Annotated in this window: 11 protein-coding genes; 6 read left to right on the plus strand and 5 right to left on the minus strand. The window is 62.4% G+C overall.

What is annotated here, in order from left to right; translation table 11 throughout:
* Window positions 1-28 precede the first annotated feature (28 nt).
* A complete protein-coding gene (locus JM946_RS18575) occupies window positions 29-496 on the plus strand; it encodes a hypothetical protein (RefSeq protein WP_203168852.1) in 468 nt (155 codons plus the stop codon).
* A gap of 27 nt (window positions 497-523) precedes the next feature.
* On the opposite strand, the gene JM946_RS18580 is transcribed toward JM946_RS18575, so the two are convergent.
* From JM946_RS18580 to JM946_RS18595, 4 genes are all read right to left on the minus strand, one after another.
* Window positions 524-5,131 carry an AAA domain-containing protein gene (locus JM946_RS18580; protein WP_218042978.1) on the minus strand — a complete coding sequence of 1,536 codons (4,608 nt, stop codon included), beginning with the start codon at window positions 5,129-5,131 and terminating at the stop codon, window positions 524-526.
* Between the two features lie 83 nt (window positions 5,132-5,214).
* Window positions 5,215-7,371 carry a chorismate pyruvate-lyase family protein gene (locus JM946_RS18585; protein WP_203168854.1) on the minus strand — a complete coding sequence of 719 codons (2,157 nt, stop codon included), beginning with the start codon at window positions 7,369-7,371 and terminating at the stop codon, window positions 5,215-5,217.
* 390 nt (window positions 7,372-7,761) lie between these two features.
* Complete coding sequence (locus JM946_RS18590; protein WP_203168855.1) at window positions 7,762-10,770, minus strand: glycosyl hydrolase; 3,009 nt, start codon at window positions 10,768-10,770, stop codon at window positions 7,762-7,764.
* 232 nt (window positions 10,771-11,002) lie between these two features.
* The gene (locus JM946_RS18595) at window positions 11,003-11,395 is read right to left on the minus strand and encodes a GFA family protein (protein WP_203168856.1); all 393 of its coding nucleotides are present in this window, start codon (window positions 11,393-11,395) and stop codon (window positions 11,003-11,005) included.
* 196 nt (window positions 11,396-11,591) lie between these two features.
* On the opposite strand from JM946_RS18595, the gene JM946_RS18600 reads away from it, so the two are divergent.
* From JM946_RS18600 to JM946_RS18620, 5 genes are read left to right on the plus strand one after another with little or no spacing between them, the layout of a single operon-like run.
* Window positions 11,592-12,230, plus strand: a complete 639-nt coding sequence (locus JM946_RS18600) for a c-type cytochrome (protein ID WP_203168857.1) — start codon at window positions 11,592-11,594, stop codon at window positions 12,228-12,230.
* The gene (locus JM946_RS18605; RefSeq protein WP_203168858.1) at window positions 12,227-13,390 is read left to right on the plus strand and encodes a cytochrome-c peroxidase; all 1,164 of its coding nucleotides are present in this window, start codon (window positions 12,227-12,229) and stop codon (window positions 13,388-13,390) included. Before JM946_RS18600 ends, JM946_RS18605 begins: the two co-directional genes overlap by 4 nt.
* Window positions 13,387-14,910, plus strand: coding sequence for a parallel beta-helix domain-containing protein (locus JM946_RS18610; RefSeq protein WP_203168859.1), 1,524 nt, complete (start codon window positions 13,387-13,389; stop codon window positions 14,908-14,910). Before JM946_RS18605 ends, JM946_RS18610 begins: the two co-directional genes overlap by 4 nt.
* 52 nt (window positions 14,911-14,962) lie before the next feature.
* Window positions 14,963-17,380, plus strand: coding sequence for a TonB-dependent receptor (locus JM946_RS18615; RefSeq protein WP_203168860.1), 2,418 nt, complete (start codon window positions 14,963-14,965; stop codon window positions 17,378-17,380).
* 17 nt (window positions 17,381-17,397) lie between these two features.
* Complete coding sequence (locus JM946_RS18620; RefSeq protein WP_203168861.1) at window positions 17,398-18,846, plus strand: aldehyde dehydrogenase family protein; 1,449 nt, start codon at window positions 17,398-17,400, stop codon at window positions 18,844-18,846.
* Between the two features lie 3 nt (window positions 18,847-18,849).
* Here JM946_RS18620 and JM946_RS18625 read toward each other — a convergent pair whose 3' ends face one another.
* Window positions 18,850-19,863 (minus strand): TerC family protein, encoded by a 1,014-nt coding sequence (locus tag JM946_RS18625; RefSeq protein WP_203168862.1) that lies wholly within the window; start codon window positions 19,861-19,863, stop codon window positions 18,850-18,852.
* Window positions 19,864-19,891 lie beyond the last annotated feature (28 nt).

Raw genomic sequence — 19,891 nt, forward strand, 5'->3', positions numbered from 1 at the left:
ATCGACAACCAGTCAGGGAGTGTTACCGATGAAGGTGATCGAGTCGTTACGGCCCGCTGTCGCGTTGCTGGCATTGGGATTGCCCGCAGTGGGATTGGCAAATGCCTGTCTGCTGAGTCCCGCGGAGCTGCAGACCAAGATGGGTCGGGCGTTCAATGCAGGTCAGCAGAGCGAAGCGGTCGACGGTTCGGCGTTGTGCAGTTATACGGAGGTAGCCAACCCCAAGCGCAGCCTGCGCATCAACGTGATCGAGTCGCAGGCCGCGCCGCGTTTCGAACGCACCAAGCGCCTGCTGACGATGGGCAACAAATCCATCGATCTGGCCGGCGTGGGAGATGCCGCTTATTACAATGGGACCACCGCCGCCGTCCTGTCGGGCGACAGACTGGTCGTGATCTCGAACGTCAAGCCGCCGCCGGGATCCAAACCTTCCCACCATTCGCCCGAGGAGATGGTGGCGCTGCTGAAGGCTGCGATCGAGCGGCTTCCCAAGTGAATTCCAGGCCGCGCGGTGACACGCCCATCAACTGGAGCGTCTGCGCGGCCTGGTCGCCTTCTTGACCTCGGCTTTGGTCACGGCGCCTTCTTCTTCAGTCACGGGCGGCGGTAGCGTCGCTGCCACCACCGGCCTGCCCATCATTTCCTGGAGCTCCTCGACCAGCGACTTCGCGGACACCGGCTCTTCCACCGGCGCGATATTGATGTCTTCCGGATCCGGCGCCATGCCGAGTTCTTCCAGGCGATCGAACACACGACGCAAAGCTGCGTCCTGGTCTCGATAGAAGGCACTGCCGCGAATGCGCACGAACTCCCAGCCCAGGCGCTCGAGAACGGCTTGTCGTGCGATGTCCTCGCTCAGACTCTCGGGGGTGCGATAGCGGTCGCCGTCACATTCCACGGCGAGGCGTTTATCGCCGCTCTCGATCACCATGTCGATGCGGTAGTGGCCGATGCTCATCTGCTGCTTCACGCGAAAGCCGGCCGCGGCGAGACGCTTTGCCACCTCGCGCTCGAGCGGCGACTCCGGCTCGAGGCGATCGCGCTCGGCGCGGGGCGCAGCGAGATTCGGCTGTTGCGCGTGCTGAAGCAGCTGGAAGCGCAGGTCATCGGTCTTCAGATCGTGATCTGCGTCGAACGAATACACCACCCACAGCTGATCTCGCGCGCGGCTCGCAGCAACGTTGTAACGTTTCTTGGTCAACTCGTACGCACCTTCTCGCACGGTGCGTAACGTCGCGTCCTCCGGCGCGCTATCCACGAGCGACAACAGGATGATGTCGCGCTCGTCGCCCTGGAACTCGGCCGAAATGCCGGCGAGGATACGTCGCTTTTCCAGTTCCACACTGTCGATCCGCTTGTGGAGCAGCGACTGGATCAGCAGCGCCTGCTCCTCCTTGACCATGGAGATCACGCCGATGGTCTTGCCTTCGTAAGCGGGATGGCGCGTCATCGCCTTGATCAGCGACACGATCGCCTCGGCTTCACGCGGATTCACATCCCCTTCTCGCGTGCCTTCCACGGGATACGCCACGCACGCCGGCTTGATGTGCGTCGAGTTCGCCGCACGCAACGGCAGCATCTTTCCGTCATAGGACAGCCGATTGCTGAAAGCGATGATCTCCGGCACCGAGCGGAAATGTTCGACCAGGCGCACCGCATCGCCGAACGCCTGCCGTCCGATGTCGTAGATGGAAGACATGGCGTCGAACAGATGCGCGTTCGGGAAATCATGCAACATCGACTTGCGTAGATTCTCGAGCGCCGTCTGCTCCTTGCCCACACCCAGCGGCGTGACCTGCTCGTGGTCGCCGACGATGACCACCTGCCGCGCCATGTACAGCGGAATGAGCGCATTGAGATCCGCCTGGCTGGCCTCGTCGACGATCACCAGGTCGAAGCGCGTGGCGCGCGGATCGAACGTTTCGGCGACCATGGAGATCGGCATGATCCACACCGGCACCGCTTCGACCGAATGTTTCATCAGCTTGCGCGCTTCGGTGAGCAGTGTCTGCCGGCGCTCGAGGTGACGGGTCGACATCAGACGCTTGGCCGTATCCAGCCAGCCGATCAAGGCCTGCCGGATGGCGTTGTTTCCTTGCAAGCGCGCCAACTGCTGACCCCAGGCGGTGGCGTCGATCAGCTCCTGCGTCACTGGACGCAGGCGATCGCGCGTGCGGTCCGCCTCGTATTGAAGCGTCTGCGCGTCGAGGCGATCCATCTGCACCAGCGCGTCTTGCAGCTGACGGTAGATCCACGCCAGCTCCAGATCGCCCGGCGGATGGCCCTTGTCATGCGGCGCCTTGCGATCCTGCAGGCGATCCGCCCAACGAGGCGCGATCTCTCGCAGCCGAGCCAACAGTTCGTCTCGCTCGAGCGTCAGTGGCTTCACGGTCAGCAGTCGCTGCGCGTACTCGCGCGCACTCCGATACGCAGCCGCATCGCGAGCTTCGACCGCGGCCAGCAGTCGTGAGCTGCAGCCAACACCGACTGTTTGAGGATCGATCTCGCCAACGCGCGTGGCGAGCTGATCGAACCACTCGTTGATCTCACGATGCTTGCGGCGATCCGATTCGGCTGCCAGCAACGGGGGCAACACCTCCGAGGACAGACGCTCGACCGTTTGATACTCGGCCAGCGGACTCGGCTCGCGGGGAATCTGAGCGACCAGTTCGTCCAATCGCAACCCTTCGCTGCGCAGCTGCTCGGCGAGCGTGCCCCACGTATGCTCGTGCCAATCGAGGCAATGACGAATCTCGTCCGTGAGCGCACGGCACGCAAGCTCCGGCTCCGACCCCATCGAGCGAAACAGCGAATCGATGTGCCGGCCGATGAGCGCGTTCCAGGAGTCTTCGATCTCCAGCCGCCGCACTTCCAGGTCGGCCACCATCGCCAGCACATGGAAATGATCGAGACGCGACGGCTCGCCGTTCACGACCGACGCCTCTTTCACGAACTGCCGCCACTCCGAACGCGTGGCCATGGTGACGAAGCCCAGGCCTCGCCCCGCTTCCAGGTGCTGCACGATCTCCTGCGCGATGCGTCGCTGCGTTTCTGCAGGCATCGACTTGGACAACTGCGGTCGATGGTGGCGTAACAACGCGCATTGAGCGTTCGCTTCCGCCGCCTCTTCGATGCCCTGAATCAGTTGTTCCCAGACTTCGCGTTGCGTGCCGCCGTTGATGCCGGCGACGATGGCGTACGGGCGCCACGCCTGGCGGCGTCTCAATTCCGAGAATTCTTCAGCGAGAGTGGCGGCCAGCGCTTGAATCGCTGCGCTGCTGCCCGTCTTCATCCAGCGATGGGTACCAGCCGACAAGTCCGCCGCTGCGAGCCGCAGATGTTCCGACGCCATCGATTCGAACTCGCGCTCGGAGGGCAGCTCATCCAGGTTGGGCAGCGGACGGCGCGCGTCCTGTTCCTCTTCCGCCGTGAATGCGGCGCCCAAAGCATACAGTCGTCCCAGCTCGTGCGAATCGAGCGGCAGCGATGCCGCCAGCTTGACTGGGCCCGGGATCCAGGCGTGCTGCGCTCCATGCGCCTTCACATACTTCGCCGCGTCGGACGGTGAAAAGCGACGCTCATCGACCGTGATCTCGCGATATTCGTTTTCAAGCGCCTCGCGCAGATCTCGCTGCAGGACTTTCAACTCGTTGAGCAACTCGCGGCGTCGTTCGCCGAGCCGGGTCGCTCGCGCCGCCAGCGACGCGCTGGTCTCGGTCGTCAATCGCTCAGTGATCGAGCCAATGGATGTTTCCAACTGCCGGCGCGCATCCTGATCGCTGCCCAGAACGGCCACACACAACGGACGCAGTACCTCGGGCACTTTGTCGCGCAGGACGCGCAACGCCTTTGCCGTCTGCGCCGTGACCAGGATCGACTTGCCCTGCGCGAGCTGGTGACCGATCAGGTTGGCGATGGTGTGCGTCTTGCCAGTGCCGGGCGGGCCCTGCACCAGCACCGAGCCGCTGTGACTCAGGCGCTTGATGATCTGAATCTGTTCCTGGTTCGCTTCCTTGCCGAGCAATACATCGTCGTCATCGATCGGTGCGCTGAGCACCGCGTGGGTGGCAGTCTCATCCGACAGGGTTTTCTGCGGCGGCTGCGGCCCAGGCGCCTGGTCGATGGACGTGCCCGTGATCTGCACCATCGCCGGCGCGAACGCTTTGCGCTGATCGATGTCGTCGATGATGGCGTCGACCGCATTGGCGATGCCACCGACACGCTTGCGAAGGATCAGCATCGGATCGCGCCACATGCGAGGCGCGTCGGACGGTTCGTCGGAAACGCGCTCCTTGAACAAACGTCCACTGGTCGGCGACAACGTCTGCACCAGCGTTTTGAGATAAGTCTCCGTTTCATCGCCGCCCCACGGATGCAGGCCGGCGTTTTCCAGCTCCGCAGTCCGGTTGCGCAGTGACGCCGCCGCCGTGTTCTGTAAATCCACGAACAGTGCGCTGTACAGCTCGGTGGGCCGGTCGGTCTCGTGAATGCTGAATTCCGCCGCGCTGGCGTCGAACCGCAGCTCCACGCGCTTGAGCATCACCGGATGATCGATGGGAACGCTGCCTTCGATCGAGGACACCGCGCGCCAGTTGAGCCGACCGTCAGCAGCGACCAGCTCGAGCAGCTCGCCGTCGCGCTCGATGGCTGAATGAATCTCGTAAAACAGTTCGAAGAAGCCCAGCGCCTTGCGTGCCGCCAGCTCCGTGACCGCCCATTCCTCGCGCTGCGCGACCCAGGCCTCGAAATCAGCCAGGCGCTGCTCGTCATCGTCGAAACGGATGTTCAGCGGGGGGCTGTCCGCCGCCGCGACATTGCGAGTGGCCGAGAAATACGCCGCCTTGGTGGGATCGTCCCAATCCGGCAACAGCCAGTTGCTGACATTGAACGGCGGCGGCGGACACGGTGTCGATACCGGGCGCGCGATTCGCAGCAAACAATCGTCCGCAACCTGCGCTCCATGGTCGGCGCCCGGCAGATGAATCTGTACGCAGGGATGATCCGGCGCATCCGCCAGGCGGATCATCCGGGGATGTTGGCTCACGTTCCGAACCGGAGGAAACCGCAGCTGGTTGGCTTCCTTCAGGAACAGGTAAAGCTGCCGGAGTTTGTGCCGAATGTGCTCGATCATCCCGACAGTATTCGGCGCGACGCCTGAACCAGATTTAAAGCATCTCGTTCAGCGAAGCCCGTCGCGATCCGGACACAGCGAGGTTACATTCCTTCGAACCGGGCCACGGCGAACACCTCCTCGATCACCATCGCCGTTTGTCCCTTGAAGCGAATCGTATATTCGCGCGCGACCACCGGTGCGCTTCGCTCCACCCCCAGGTGCACGGCCAGTTCGCCCGCCTGTCCTCGGCGCATGCCCACCAGCTCTCGATACGTCTCCGTCCGTTCTTCGCGCAACAGCTCGCCGATCCCCTTCGCTCCCTGGATCAACTGGCTGGTCATATCCGCGGGCACACGGTCCTTGGAGATGATGCTCTCGGCGAACGCGTACACCGAACGCGTGATGCGTCCACGCAAAGTCACGCAGCGTCTTAGAACGAGATCGCCGATGTGAATCCCGATCGAAGGATGGGCGCGGTCGCTCGACACCCAGGCATGTGCCAGTACATTCACCTCCACCGGCTCCCAGAAATGCGCTTCGATGCTCTTGGTCACGGTGCCGTCCGTCACCAGCAGAACTCTTAGAAACGGCGGCAACGTGGCCATCTCGAGCAGATCGGATGGCGCCGTCTCGCCTTCCGGCACGATACGAAAGCCGCGCGCCGGATCGAACATTGTGCGCGGCTGCCCTTCGGCGGTTTCGTCCATCAAATACTTTCGCAGAATCTTGCCGAGCGGGCTCTTGGGCAGCTCCTTGCGACTCTCGACGATCTTGGGGACCTTGAACTCGGCCAGCAACCGCGCGCAATGCGAGCGAACTGCTTCGCGAGTAACGCCGGCGCTCCCGGCGACGACTGCTTTGATCTTTTCCCCGGCAGCGCCATCGGGCACGCCGAACACGACCGCCTCGCGAATTCCCGGCATCTCGCGCAGCACGGCTTCGATCTCCGTGGGATCCACTTTGCTGCCGCCCACGTTGATGAAGCCGCGATGCCGCCCGCAAAGCGTCAGCTCGCCATTCGGGCCAATGCGACCGAGATCGCCGGGATAAAACACGGCGTCTGCGAAGCGGCACTCCTCGTTGCCGGAGGTGTTGTCGTACGCCGTCGCCGCGAAAGAACTCGTGATCTCGATCCGACCGGCCGTGTCCGCCCCGACTTGCTCTCCACGATCGTTCACCACTCGCACCGACACGCCGGGCACCGGCTTGCCGACGGATGTAGAGTCGGCGTTCGGATCGGAACTCTGGATCGCGATCACTCCGGTTTCCGTCGAGCCGTAGAGCTGGCGAATGCGCACACCGTACTTCCGCTCGAAATTGTCGGCGGTCGCAATCGGCAACGGCGCGCCGGCCGAGATGGCGAAACGAATGCTGGAGAAGTCGAGCGTCTCCGCCGGCTCGGTCAGAAGATCGAACATGAAGGGCACGCCGGGAAAGCCGGTGATGCGTTCGCGCTCGATCAGTCGAGCTACATCGCGAGGCAAAAAGCCATGCACGATGTGCAAACTGGCGCCGCTCAGCAAGGCGAGCATCGCCGAGTTCATCAGGCCGTGACTATGGAAGAACGGCGCGACCCCAAGCACTCGGTCAGAGGGCGTGACCTCGAGCACGCCCGATACCGAGGTGGTTTCGCGCATGAGCATGGCGTCGGTGCGCGTGATGCGCTTGGCATGGCCGGTAGATCCGGTCGAATACTGAATGAGCGCCGGCCGCTCCGCCATGCTCTGAGCGCGCGTTACACGCGGGGCGGGATTCGCCTGCTGGCCAGCGCTGCCCCCGCGATAGATCCACTCATCTCGATCGAGAGGACACAGCCACAGGCGCTCCAGCAGCGTGCCCTTGTCTTCGATGGCTTGGATCAGCGCATGATTGCGAGCGGACGTCACCAGTGAGCGCAGGCCGCACTCCTGGATGCACTTGATCAGCTCCGTTTCTCGCAGCTGTGGATTGAGCGGAACGAGCACCGCGCCGTGCTTCCAGATTCCAAACGTCGCGATCAGGAACTCGCGACTGTTGCCTAGGAATACGCCGACGGGATCTCCCGCCTGCACACCCGCCTCGTGCAACTCCTCCGCAAAAGCCATCGCACGACGCGCCAGCTGCGCATACGTCAGCGTCGACCTTGCGTCGCTGATCGCGACGTGATCGCCAGCGGACGACGACGCCAGCGACCACAAGCGTCCGAACAGCGCGTTGTGGCTCTGAGCGCTCGTGCCCTCGTTCTGGTGTCGGATCGCAGTGGCTGAAGGCGTGCTCACGAAAAAGCTCCTTGAACGATCGTCCGCTCCGGTTCCCGCAACTCTCGCAGGATGGTCGCGATGAAGGTCGATGCAACGTGGCTTGCGCCAGTGCACGTCGAGATTCGTATTGTCGACCGGTTTGGCGCGCGAAGCCAGGGAGTGACTGACTTCCGCAATGGGCTCGCCCGTGAGCTTTCTACCGCACATCAACTCGGGTGCGCGAGTGACGACAGGACGCGAAGCTGCCTATTCAGTTTTGTTACGCGCTACAAGGGCATTCGCCGACGGGGATCTCGCGCGGCGGAGATTGCGCACGCATTATTCATTAAGTCCGGAATCGCCCGGTATTGCGTGCAATCCGGGCGATATGCATGGGTCGGCAACCAGGCGCATCTGGTTGCAACTACGTTATTTGGTGAACGTTACCCATGCGGTCTCGGTGGCGCCTCCAGCGGCGAGCCCGATCGTGAAGCGATATCTGACGCTGGCGCCGCTCGGAACATCCGGCAATGTGTATGTATTGTTGCCGCCCGAAGCTGTCATGCGAACGTTCTGTTGCCCGCCGCCGCTGACGGTGTAGTGCACGTCGGCCCAGGGCGCGTTGTTGACGTAGAACTGTACGTTGCTGCCGGAAATGCTGTGACCATGAGCGCCACTGCCGCCGGCCATCGTGAACGTCACCCACGCCGTCTCGGTAGCGCCGCCACCAGCAAGGCCGATGGTGAACCGGTATGTCACCGTCGCACCTGCCGCCACGTTTGGCACCTGATAGCTGTTGTTTCCACCGGAGTTGGTCATGCGCAGGTTCTGCTGCGCGCCTCCGTTGATGATGTAGTGAACATCGGCCCAAGGCGCGTTGTTGACGTAGAACTGCACGCTGCTGCCGCCAACCGTGTGACCGTGACCGCCACTTCCTCCACCGTCGGTCGTAACGGTAACGCTATTGCTCGCGGCTGACTCGTTGCCCGCCGCATCGAAGGCGCGAACCGTGTAGGTGTAACTGGCGCCGGCGCTCAAGCCGGTGTCGGTGAAGCCCGTGCTCGATGATGTCGCGACAGCGGCGCCGCCGCGATAGATCCGGTAACCGGTCACCCCCACGTTGTCGGTCGAAGCGTTCCAGGCCAGGGTGATGCTGCTGGAAGTCTTGCTTGGCGAGGTGAGCCCGCCGGGCGCCGATGGCGCCTGCGTATCGCCGCCGCCAGTGCCATTGCCGCTGCTGAACGCGTTGGCTGGAACGTTGACCGTCGCTCCGTCCGAGAAGGACACCGTGATCGGAGCATTGGTCATGTTGTACGCGACGTAGGTGCGTGCGCCATTCTTGTTGAACACGGCGTACAACGGATGATCCGATGTCACAGCGCGATCGGTGGTTCCGAGTGCGTTGATATTGTGGATCCAGTGATAGGTGTTGGCGCGCGAGTTGCCGCGCTCGATCAGGATCGAAGCCATTCCCGCATTCATTTGATTGATGGCGTCGGCAGGATTGTGTATTGCGCGATACATCCAGATGATGTCGCCCCACTCATTCCAGTGGGTGCCGCCGTTCTCCGCGACCAGCGCCTCGTAGTTCTGGCGCGTGTAATCCGGGAATTGCGTGAGATACAGGGAGCCGGCCTGGATCGGCAGCCAGTTGATGCCGTGAACTTCTTCGGGATTGCCGGTCCACCACACGCCGTCGCCAACGGTCTTGCCACCCCACACCATGCTCGCGGTGGCGCGGGTGAAATTCGGATGGTGATTCTGGCCTGTAACGTCGAACCAGTATTCGTTGATGGCATTCATCTCCGTCGTGTAGAGATAGATGCCCAGATCGCGCAGCGCCGTGTCCCCGACCGCCTCGGCGAACAGGATGACGCCCGACCAGGCATTCATGGCTTCGGACGAAGATTCGTTGTTGTTGCCGTCACCGAAGTTGGCGTGCCCCGAGGCCCAGGTGTGCCCGGCGTAGACATCGAAGTTGCGCAGGAACGGAAACAGCGCGTCGCTACGATTGGGGCTGGCGATATCACGGATCAGCAGCCTGATCATCGCGCCCCACTCGGCATTGCTCGCCCACGACTTGTCCACGCGGGCGATCTCGGCAGCGGCTTTGATGAAGTAGCCGTAGTGGAAGTGGTGATCGTTCAACTCCAGCACGCTGCCATAGCTGTCGGGATAACCGAACAGCGTTCCCCAATTGCTGTTGAAATAGAACACTTGACTGGACTTGAGCGCGCCCTGCGCGTCGCTCGCCTTCAGCCAGCTTTGCAACGAGCCTCGGATTTCATTGCGGAACTTGGCGGCAGCGGTGCCGTCGCCCACCTGGTCTGCGATCGGCGCGAGAGTCGCGAGCTTGCCGAGGCGCTTGCCGAACCAATAAGTGTCGGGCGAGCCGTCGTACACCTCCGCCTCCGCTTCGTTGACGTAGTTGGCCAGCGTGGTGCGGTTGTAAGTACCGAGATCGGGCAGCGACGGCAACACGCCGGGGAATTTCATGCGAGTGGTGAACGATGTTCCTTCCGCCAGCTTCATGACGCCGCGTACCGAGGCGTATGTCTGGGTCAGCAGCGCCTTGCTGCTGTTCTTCCACTGATGCGGATACAGCGCGAACAGCGTGCCGGTTTGCGTTCCCTGCTTCGCAACGGTCGTGTAGTTGTACGTGGTGACGACTTCGGCCGTCGGCTTGTCATAGGACCAGTTGGCTTGCGTGCCGGTGACGAACGAATAGGCGTACTGCTGGAACTTGGCGAGCGTCGCGGCTGAATTGTCGGGCAGCACCGCGACGGAGAAATAGTTTCGGCCGCCCAGATTGTTGGTCAGCACCGGGCTGCCGAGGCCCGACCACGTCGAACCGGTGGGACCGAACAATGCATAGTGACGACCGTTGATCGTCACACCGAGCACCGGCGTGCTGGCGTTGCCCGACCAGATGACGGGCGCCGCGGGGAATGTGATCCGGGGTGTGCCGCCCGCATACTCGGCATAGACGTACGGCGAACCGTGGCCATAGGTGACTTTCAGCGAACTGCCGCCGCTGCTCGACACGTTGGTGACGAACCAGTCGCTGAAACCATCGACGCGAGTATCGGCGAAGTTCGCCGTGGCGCTGTGGCCGATGGTCAAATCGTCATTGCCGTTCGGATCGGTCGAGGCCGGCATCCAGCCGCACACGCAAGCTGAATTGCCGGTGATGGTCGGCCCCGGATAGAACAGGCGCAGACCGTTGGCCTGATTCTGTACGGCTAGCGGATGCGGATACTGCCGCTCCGAGTACTGCAGCCACGCGGTCGAGCTCCACCAGTCGTTCGTTTGTATTTTTCCTGTGACATTCGCGGTCTTGTAGATGGTGGGCTGAATGTTGGCCGCGCCCGGTGGCAGCACGGTGGAGTAACTGCCGCGACCTGCGGCCACTTCCCCGTTGAAAGCTCCGGCATCCATGGCAGCAACGGCCGCCAACCCCGATACCAATGCAAGCAGCATCCTGCGAACGCGCGCCGCGCACATACCCCCTCCTTACGCCGGAAGCGACACGCCTTCCGATCCATGGTTCTCGAGTTGTCCTGCGATTTCGGCTGTGAAAGCGCTTACATTTCTACTTCTGCGAGTGGTGAGGTGTCAAGCAGCACAAACTGAACAGCGCGTCGCCGCCGCGCGGGGGTGGGCTTCGGTCTCACTCTTCGAAGCGACTCGTCCCTTCACGATCCCGCTGGTAATGCTTGCTGAGCGGGAACGGCGGCAACCACGACTCGCGACGGATCGTCCACAGCTCGTAGCTCGGTCGAAACTGATCGGGAGCATCCAGACACCCCAAGTTGACCTCGACTTCGTCGCCGCTGCGCCCGAAGACCGAAGAGCCGCAGCGAGGACAGAAATGCCGCCCCGCGTAGCTGTTCGTTTCACCCTCGATGCTCACCGCATCCTGAGCAAATATCGCTGAAGCATGAAACAGAGCGCCATGATGTTTGCGACAGTCCAGGCAATGACAGATGCCGACCCGATAGGGTCGCCCGGTCGCCACGAGTCGGACGTTGCCGCACAGGCAGCCGCCAGTAAATCGATCCATGCAACCTCTCCTCCAATTGAACCGCCAAGGAGTGTTTACAACCAGTTCGGTGAGAAGCAACAGTCGGACTGTCCGACGGTTTCCTCTGCGAGTTCCGCCAGCCGAAACACACATCGGTCGCTGCTTGCAATCCGCAGGTATGTCGGGTATGAACGCGATGCACCAGCATCAACAAATAACAGCATCTTTTTATCTGATGCTCATAAGACCATTCTGGGGGACTGCGCTCACGTTGGGCACTTTGTGGCTGATGTGCAGCTCCACTTGTTTCGCCGACGACGGCGAGAAATTGTTTGCACCTTGCGTGGCCTGCCATGGCAACAAAGGTGAAGGCAACGCTGCGCTCCACGCGCCGGCCATCGCCGGTCAGGACGCGGCATACATCGAACGTCAGTTGCACAACTTCCGCAGCCGTCGCCGTGGCGCTGATGGATCCGACGCGCTCGGCGCTCAGATGCAGGCGGCCGCGACAGCGCTCGGCGACGACGCCGCCGTCGCGAAGATTGCGAGCTACATCGCGAAACTTCCCAGGACCTTCAATGCGAAGCCCGCCTCCGGCAACTTGCACAACGGCAACAACCTCTACCAAGGCAAGTGCGGCGCCTGTCACGGCGGCAAGGCAGAGGGCAATCCAGCGCTGCAGGCGCCGAGACTCGCCGGCCTCGACGCGGCATATATCCAACGACAGTTCGCGCACTTCCGAGATGGCGTGCGCGGTGTCGATCCGAAAGATACGCCAGGACGACAGATGGCCATGATGGCCAAAACGGTGGCGACGGACCGCGATCTCGAGGACATCATCGCCTTCATTCATCAGCAAGGCCGGCCGAAATGATTCGCGCGCTCGTGCTGGTCATCGCGGCTGCAGGGACCGCTGGCGCCACCGGGCCGGCACCGAGCGATTTCACGCTCAATACGAATTGCCCACCAGGTTTCGAGAAGACCGATGGCGGCGTGTGCGAGCTGCGCACGCTTTATCAGTTCTACGACTCGCTCGGCAATCGCGGCCTCGGTGGCACACGCACCGGTCTGCCTCCCCACCGGGACGGATTCACGCCTCAGCAGATCGATCTCGGTCGTTATCTCTTCTTCGATCCCGTGCTATCGGGCGATGGCACTTTGTCCTGCGCGAGTTGCCACGATCCGGCCAAGGGTCTGTCGGATGGACGCTCGCGTTCGATCGGCATGCACGGCGAGGACGCGGGCCGAGCGGCGCCGACCCTTTGGAACGTGGCGTTCCTGAAACGTTTTTTCTGGGATGCGCGCGCCGACTCTTTGGAAGCGCAGGCGTCCGGCCCGCTCTACTCGCCTCGCGAGATGGGCAACACGCCAGCGCAATTGCTCGCCCGTCTGAATGGCAACGGCGTCTATCGTCGCCTGTTTCAGCAAGCATTCCCAAACGCACGTGGCCCGATCGCCGAACAACAGGTCTTCACCGCACTGGCGGCTTTCCAAACATCGCTCGTCTCGCTCAACAGCCGTTACGACCGCTATGTGCACGGCCACGACGCTGCGCTCAACCAAAGAGAGATCGAGGGACTGAACGTATTCCGCTCGTTCGTCGCGCGCTGTTCCGAGTGCCACACCCCGCCGTTGTTCACCAACGAACAGATCGCGGTCATCGGCATGCCGGAACCCGATGGCCACCCGTTCGATGTCGGCGCCGAGGCGATCCTGGGCAGCCCCAAGCTCAAAGGCGGCTTCAAGGTGCCGACCCTGCGCAACATCGCGCGCACCGCGCCCTACTCGCACTCCGGCGCATTCGACGATCTGCGCAGCGTCGTGGAGTTTTATAACAAGGGACGTGGCAACTCGGCGCCGAGCGATGTCCCGCTGTATCTGCACTGGCATATCTCGGATCCCGATCTCAGCGAGGCCGAGGTGGACCGAATCGTGGATTTTCTGGGCGCACTGACGGACGAGACGTTTCTGCCGCAGCCGCCGACCCGCGTCCCGTCGGGGATGACGGCAACGCATCGAGGAGAATCGACATGAAAAAGGGACTCATCCTGTGGGTGCTCGTGACCGCGGTGGCGTTCGCCGCCGGCGCGTACCTTGGGCGCAGCAGTAAACAGGATCTCAAGATCAGTTCGTCAACCGGCGGCGCCAGTTACAGCGGCGGGTTCAAGGCCGAGGGCAATGCCGACGCGAATCCTGCCGGCGCGATCAGATCGGTCGCCGGGCCGGCGCCGACCAACGTGGTCGTCGTGAAGGACGGCGAATCCATCCAGGCGGCGATCAAGGCGGCCACCGCGGGGACCATCGTGCGCGTGATGCCGGGCACGTACCACGAAACGGTGTACGTCGATAAAGACGACATCCGCATCATCGGCGTGATCGAGCAAGGCCGCCGCGCCGTGCTCGACGGACAGAAAAAGCTCAACGACGCCATTCTGTACTCGGGCAACAACTTCGTGGCCGAGAACCTCGAGATCCGCAACTACAAGGGCAACGGCATCATGGGCCAGGCCGGCAACAACTTCGAGATCCGCAACAACGTGATAGTGGACTCGGGCGTGTACGGCATATTTCCGCAGCTGGGCCAGAACGGCATCGTCGAGCACAACGTGGTTTCGAAGATCGCCGACGCCGCCATCTACATCGGCATGAGCGACAACATCCTGGTCGCGCACAACGACGTGTTCGACAGCGTCGCCGGCATCGAAATCGAAAACAGCCGCCACGCCATCGTCGAGCACAACTACGTGCACAACAACACCGGCGGTCTGCTCGCGTTCGTCACGCCCGGCCTGCCGATCAAGGACACGGTCGACGTGATCTTCCGCAACAACTTCGTGATCGGAAACAATCACCCGAACTTCGGCGCGCCCGGCTCGACGGTGGCCGGCATTCCGGCGGGCACTGGCATTCTGGTGATGGCGGCCGACGACGTGGTGATCGAGGGCAACATCATCTCCGACAACAAGGTGGCCGGCATCATCATCACGGATCACGCTCATGCTTCGAACATCACCGCCGATCCGGAGTCCGATCCGAACTCGGATCGCGTGAAGATTCTGGACAATGTGATGCTTCGCAACGGCTACGACACGATCAACGAGGCCAAGGCCCTGCTGCTCGCCGAAGCGAAAGTGGGCGCCAGGAACCTCGACATCGTGCGTGTCGGTCCGAGCCCGGGCAGCTGCATCATCAATCGCCATCAGTATGTGACGGTCGGCGTGGGCGACTTCGCCGAATGTGACTTCACCAACACCGCGGCGACCGTCAACTATCTGCTGCCGCCGGTGCCACCGCGTGAGATCAAGCCGGGCGAGCGCGGCAAAGTCGTGTACCTCGGCATCTGCACTGGCTGCCATACATACAACGGCCGAATGATCGGCCCGCCGGTGCAAGTGATCCAGGCGCTGTACATGGACAATCCGCAAGGCCTCGCCGACTACATCGCGAAGCCCACCAAGAAGCGCGACGACTACCCTGAAATGCCGCCACAGGACTATCTCGATCCCGAGACGCGCCTGGCGGTGGCCCAGTACATGCTCCAGGTCACCAACTGAAGATGAAGTGCTGATGATGACTGCCTACTGACTGGCCAGAGGAAGAGGGCTCATGAGAACTAGTAACAAGCGGCTCGCATATGCAATGGCCATGGCGCTGACCGGCGTGGCGGTGATGGCCGTCGCGCCCGGCGCTGTATCGGCGCAAGAAACTGGCGCCGGGCTCGAAGAAATCGTGGTGACCGCCCAGCGGCGTTCTCAGTCTCTGCAGGACGTGCCGATCGCGATCCAGGTCGTGGACAGCACGCTGATCAAGGATGTGGTCGCGGAGAACCTCGGCGATCTGAATGGCTTCGTGCCCGGCCTGGTGGTCTCGGATAACAGCCCCACGCAGCCGCGTTATCAGATTCGCGGCATTCAGACCGGCGATTTCGGCGTCGGTACCGACCCCGCCGTGGGTGTGTATGTCGACGGCATCTACGCTGCACGCTCCGGCGCATCGCTGCTCGCGTTCAACGACGTCGAGCGCATCGAAGTATTGAAGGGACCGCAAGGCACCCTGTTTGGCCGCAACAGCGCGGCCGGCGCCATCTCGATCGTCACTCGACAGCCCGAAGACGAGTTTCATTCGTTGCTGCGCGTACGCTTCGGCGAATACGGCAAGCAGTACTACGAAGGCATGCTGAACACGCCCCTCGGAGAGAAGGTCGCGCTGCGTGTCAACGGCGTTTATAACAAGAGCGACGGCTGGCTCGAAGATGCGGCCACCGGCCGGGATCTGATGCCCGAGAAAAACTGGGCCGGCCGAGCCGCACTGCGCTGGGAACTGTCGGATAAGACCAGCGCGACGCTCTCCTGGGATCACGACGATCTGGATCAACTGGCGCGGCCCGCCATCGGCATCGTGCCCGTGCAGGCCGACCAAGCGCAGATCCCGTTCCCAGCCGATCCCGCCACCTACATCGATCCTCGCAATGCTCCGGTGTACAACGACGTGGTAGGCAACGAAGAATCGCGCCAGCTCGACCAGGTGAACCTGTTCATCGATCACAGCTTCGGCGCGGCCGAGTTCCGCTCCAGCACCTCGTGGCGCCAGTTCGAAACCGTCAATCGAGAAGACGAGGACGGCACCAACCTGATCGCCACCTATTTCGATACCGCCAACATCGAGGACAACGAGAGTTTCTACCAGGAGTTCAAGCTCTCGGGCCAATCCGCTCGCATCGACTGGGTCGGCGGCGTGAGCTACTACAAGGAAAAAGCAGACCAGATCAGCGACACGCACACGTTCACTGACGGCATCGACACCTTGGGCGTGAACCTCGGCATCTTCGATCAGCTGGGCCTGCCGTTCCCGCTGTTCGCCGGCACCAGCAGCTTCATCGAGCCGTTCGGCGTCAGCATGCTCGGCCTGCCCTGGCGCGAGGCCATGTACAACCGCGGCGACTTCGAAGCGTTCGCGGCGTTCGGCGACATGATCTGGCACGTGAACGACCGCACCAACCTGACTTTCGGTCTGCGCTACACACACGACAAAAAGAAGTTCACCTGGATCAACGGGCCCCACGAGACGCCGGAGCTCGACCAGGTCGTCGCAACGCTCCAACAGCTCGAGTTCTTCGACGACTTCCCGATTCCGGCTGCAGCCTATCGCTTCTCGGACATCATCTTCGCGGTGGACACGCCGCCCGGTGGCCTGACGCGCAAGGATTCCTGGGACGACGTGAGTCCGCGCCTGGTGCTGGATTACAAAGTCGCGCCCAACCTCATGGTGTTCGGCTCGCTGGCCAAGGGCTACAAGGCGGGTGGCTACAACAGCACCGAGGTCGGCTCGGAGTTCGAGAATGAAGACGTCTGGAATGTCGAGACCGGCATCAAGAGCGTGTTCCCGGACGCCGGCGTGGTGTTGAATGCTTCGGCGTTCTATTACATCTATGAGAACAAGCAGGCGATCGCGCTGGTCAACGACGTGGCCGGCTCCGACATTCCGCAGTACGTGATCGATGTCAGCGACGAGAAGGCCTGGGGTATCGACGTGGACGCACAGTGGCGGCCGGTGGATCAGTTCAGGCTCTATGCCAACGTCGCATTCATCGACGCAACCTACAAGGAGAAAATCACACGCGGCACGGATCCGCTCGACCTTTCCGGCGAACCCACGGGTGAGCCGTATCTCAGCGCCGCGCTCGGTGCGAGCTATGACTGGGCGCTGGGCGCCGCGGGCGATCTCGAACTGTCCGGCCGGTTCGCGTATCGCGGCAAGTCACGTTGTAATGCGGATTCCGAACGACAAGGCAACTGCGCACTCCAGTCGATATTCAGGGTCGGCGAAGCGACCGAGCGTCTCGACCTGCGACTCGGCTGGACCAGCGCCAACGAGAAGTTCGGCCTCGCGACCTACGTGACCAACGTGCTGGACGAGCAATACGTTACCGGCATCAACAACATCACTACCGATACTTTCGGAACGCCGTTCGCGTCGATCTCCGAGCCGCGGTGGTGGGGAGTGGAGGCGACCGTTTCTTTCTGATGCGAGTCGAAACGACGATGGACGCCACACACAGCCGCACACCTGACCCAGAGAGCGCCCACGCGCCGCTCTCAAAGCTGTTCGAGTCTCAGGCGGCGACTGCCCTTAAGTTGCGGCAGTCGACCGCCGGCGAGCGGCGCCTCAAACTCGGAAAGCTGCTCGAGGCGATTCTGTCGCACAACCAGGCCATACAAGAGGCGGTTCACCGCGACTTGAGCAAACATCCGACGGAAACCAACCTCACCGAGGTGCTGCCGCTGGTCGGCGAGGCCAAGCATGCCATCGCGAATCTGAAGCGCTGGATGAAGCCACAGCGCATCAGCCCGACGATGGCGGCGCTCGGCACGAGCTCTCGTGTGATCTATCAGCCGAAAGGCCGCTGCCTGCTCATCAGTCCCTGGAACTATCCCCTGAGCCTGGCCCTCGGGCCGCTGATCTCTGCCGTAGCCGCCGGCAACACGGCCATTCTCAAACCTTCAGAGTTCACGCCACACACCAATCAGGTCGTCAAAGACATCATCGGCGCGGTGTTTTCTGTCGATGAAGTTGCCGTGGTCGAAGGCGCCGCGGACACCGCCACCGCCCTGCTGTCGTTGCCTTTCGATCACATCTTCTTCACCGGCTCGCCCGCCGTCGGCAAGGTGGTGATGGCCGCGGCGGCTCGCCATCTCGCGTCGGTCACGCTCGAACTCGGCGGCAAGTCGCCCGTCATCGTGGACGCCACCGCCGATCTGCGCAGCGCTGCCGAACACATCATCTGGGGCAAGATGGTGAACGCCGGCCAGACCTGCATCGCGCCTGACTATGTGTACGTGCATCGTGACGTCGCCGACCGCTTTATCGAGCTCTGTCGCAGCACCATCACTCAACGCTACGGCGACAACGACGTCGCCATCAAGAACAGCCCGGATTTTCCCCGCATGATTCACCGCCGCCACGCCGAGCGCGTCGCGCGGCTCGTCGATGAGGCGGTCCTGTGCGGCGGGCAACTTGCATTCGGCGGCGCCTCCGATCCCGAGTCGCGCTATGTATCACCTACCCTGCTGCGAAACGTTCCTCCCAACGCGCAGATCCGCCACCAGGAGATCTTCGGCCCGGTCTTACCCATCCTGACCTTCGACGCTCTCGACACCGTCATTGCAGACATCAATGCCGCGCCCAAGCCGCTCGCGCTGTATGTTTGGACCAAGAGCGATCGCACCGTCCAGGCGCTCTCCACCCACACCAGCTCTGGCAGCCTGTGCGTGAACCTGTGCTTACAACAGTTCGCCCAACACAACCTCCCCTTCGGCGGCGTCAACACCTCCGGCATCGGCAACGCCCACGGCTTCTTCGGCTTCAAGGCGTTCTCTCACGAACGCGCCATGATGGCCGCCGGCCCACTGTCGGCGTTGGAGATGCTGTTTCCTCCTTACGATGGCCGGAAGCGACGGCTAAGCGAGATGCTCATCAAATACATGACGTAAGCGTCACTCGCTGGGGCTATCCGTACTCCGCTTCCGCGAAAACGGATACGCGCTCCGCGGCCGTTCGCTGGGCGGAATCCAAAGTGACAGCAGCATGGATACCGCCAGGATGGCGGCTGTGACTGCCAGCGACACGGCGACGGGAATCTTGTAGACGTCGATCAGCAGCATCTTGGCGCCGATGAACAGCAGCACGATCGCCAGTCCATACGAGAGCAGATGGAAACGTTCGTGCATGCCCGCGAACAAAAAATACAGTGCACGCAAACCCAGGATGGCGAAAACGTTCGACGTGAGCACGATGAACGGATCGGTGGTGATGGCGAAGATGGCGGGGATGGAATCGACTGCGAACACCACATCGACGATGCCGATCAACAGCACGACGAGCGCGAGCGGCGTGGCTACTCGCGCGCCGTTCACGGTGGTGACGAGCCGTTCGCCATCGTAGTCGGGCGCGACCGGCATGTGCCGACGCAGCCAGTTCAGCGCGGGATTCGAATCGAGGTCGGGCTCCTGCCCCGCCGCCCACCACATCTTGATGCCCGTGAACACCAGGAAGGCGCCGAACAGGTACAGAATCCAATGGAACCGCGCGATCATCCAGGCGCCGATCAGGATCATGGCCGCGCGTAGCACGATAGCGCCCAGGATGCCGATCATCAACACGCGCTTCTGAAACTCGGCCGGCACCGAAAAATACGTGAACACCATGAGGAACACGAACACGTTGTCCACCGCCAGCGCCTTCTCGACCAGGTAGCCGGTGATGAATTCGAACAGCTTGGTATCTGCGACCGCGCGAATCGCCGCGTCAGGACTCGATGACAGTTGCCACCAAAGCCAGGTGGCGAACGCGGCGCTCGCGGCGATCCAGATCAGCGACCACACCAGCGCCTCGCGCATCGAGACTTTGTGGGCGCCCTGCCGATTGAGCGCGAAGAAGTCGATGGCGATGGCGACCAGGACGAAGACGCCGAACAAAGACCAAAGCAGTGGCGTACCGACCGAGCTCATGAGGGCCTCTCATCGATGGGCAGTCGGC

It is taken from the genome of Steroidobacter gossypii, assembly GCF_016801985.1.
In the GTDB taxonomy this organism is placed as follows: domain Bacteria; phylum Pseudomonadota; class Gammaproteobacteria; order Steroidobacterales; family Steroidobacteraceae; genus Steroidobacter; species Steroidobacter gossypii.

Bases quoted from the DNA above. Each gene is read 5' to 3' on its own strand.
- JM946_RS18575 (WP_203168852.1), top strand. From the start codon at position 29: ATGAAGGTGATCGAGTCGTTACGGCCCGCTGTCGCGTTGCTGGCATTG.
- JM946_RS18580 (WP_218042978.1), bottom strand. From the start codon at position 5,131: ATGATCGAGCACATTCGGCACAAACTCCGGCAGCTTTACCTGTTCCTG.
- JM946_RS18590 (WP_203168855.1), bottom strand. From the start codon at position 10,770: ATGGATGCCGGAGCTTTCAACGGGGAAGTGGCCGCAGGTCGCGGCAGT.
- JM946_RS18595 (WP_203168856.1), bottom strand. From the start codon at position 11,395: ATGGATCGATTTACTGGCGGCTGCCTGTGCGGCAACGTCCGACTCGTG.
- JM946_RS18600 (WP_203168857.1), top strand. From the start codon at position 11,592: ATGCTCATAAGACCATTCTGGGGGACTGCGCTCACGTTGGGCACTTTG.
- JM946_RS18605 (WP_203168858.1), top strand. From the start codon at position 12,227: ATGATTCGCGCGCTCGTGCTGGTCATCGCGGCTGCAGGGACCGCTGGC.
- JM946_RS18610 (WP_203168859.1), top strand. From the start codon at position 13,387: ATGAAAAAGGGACTCATCCTGTGGGTGCTCGTGACCGCGGTGGCGTTC.
- JM946_RS18615 (WP_203168860.1), top strand. From the start codon at position 14,963: ATGAGAACTAGTAACAAGCGGCTCGCATATGCAATGGCCATGGCGCTG.
- JM946_RS18620 (WP_203168861.1), top strand. From the start codon at position 17,398: ATGGACGCCACACACAGCCGCACACCTGACCCAGAGAGCGCCCACGCG.
- JM946_RS18625 (WP_203168862.1), bottom strand. From the start codon at position 19,863: ATGAGCTCGGTCGGTACGCCACTGCTTTGGTCTTTGTTCGGCGTCTTC.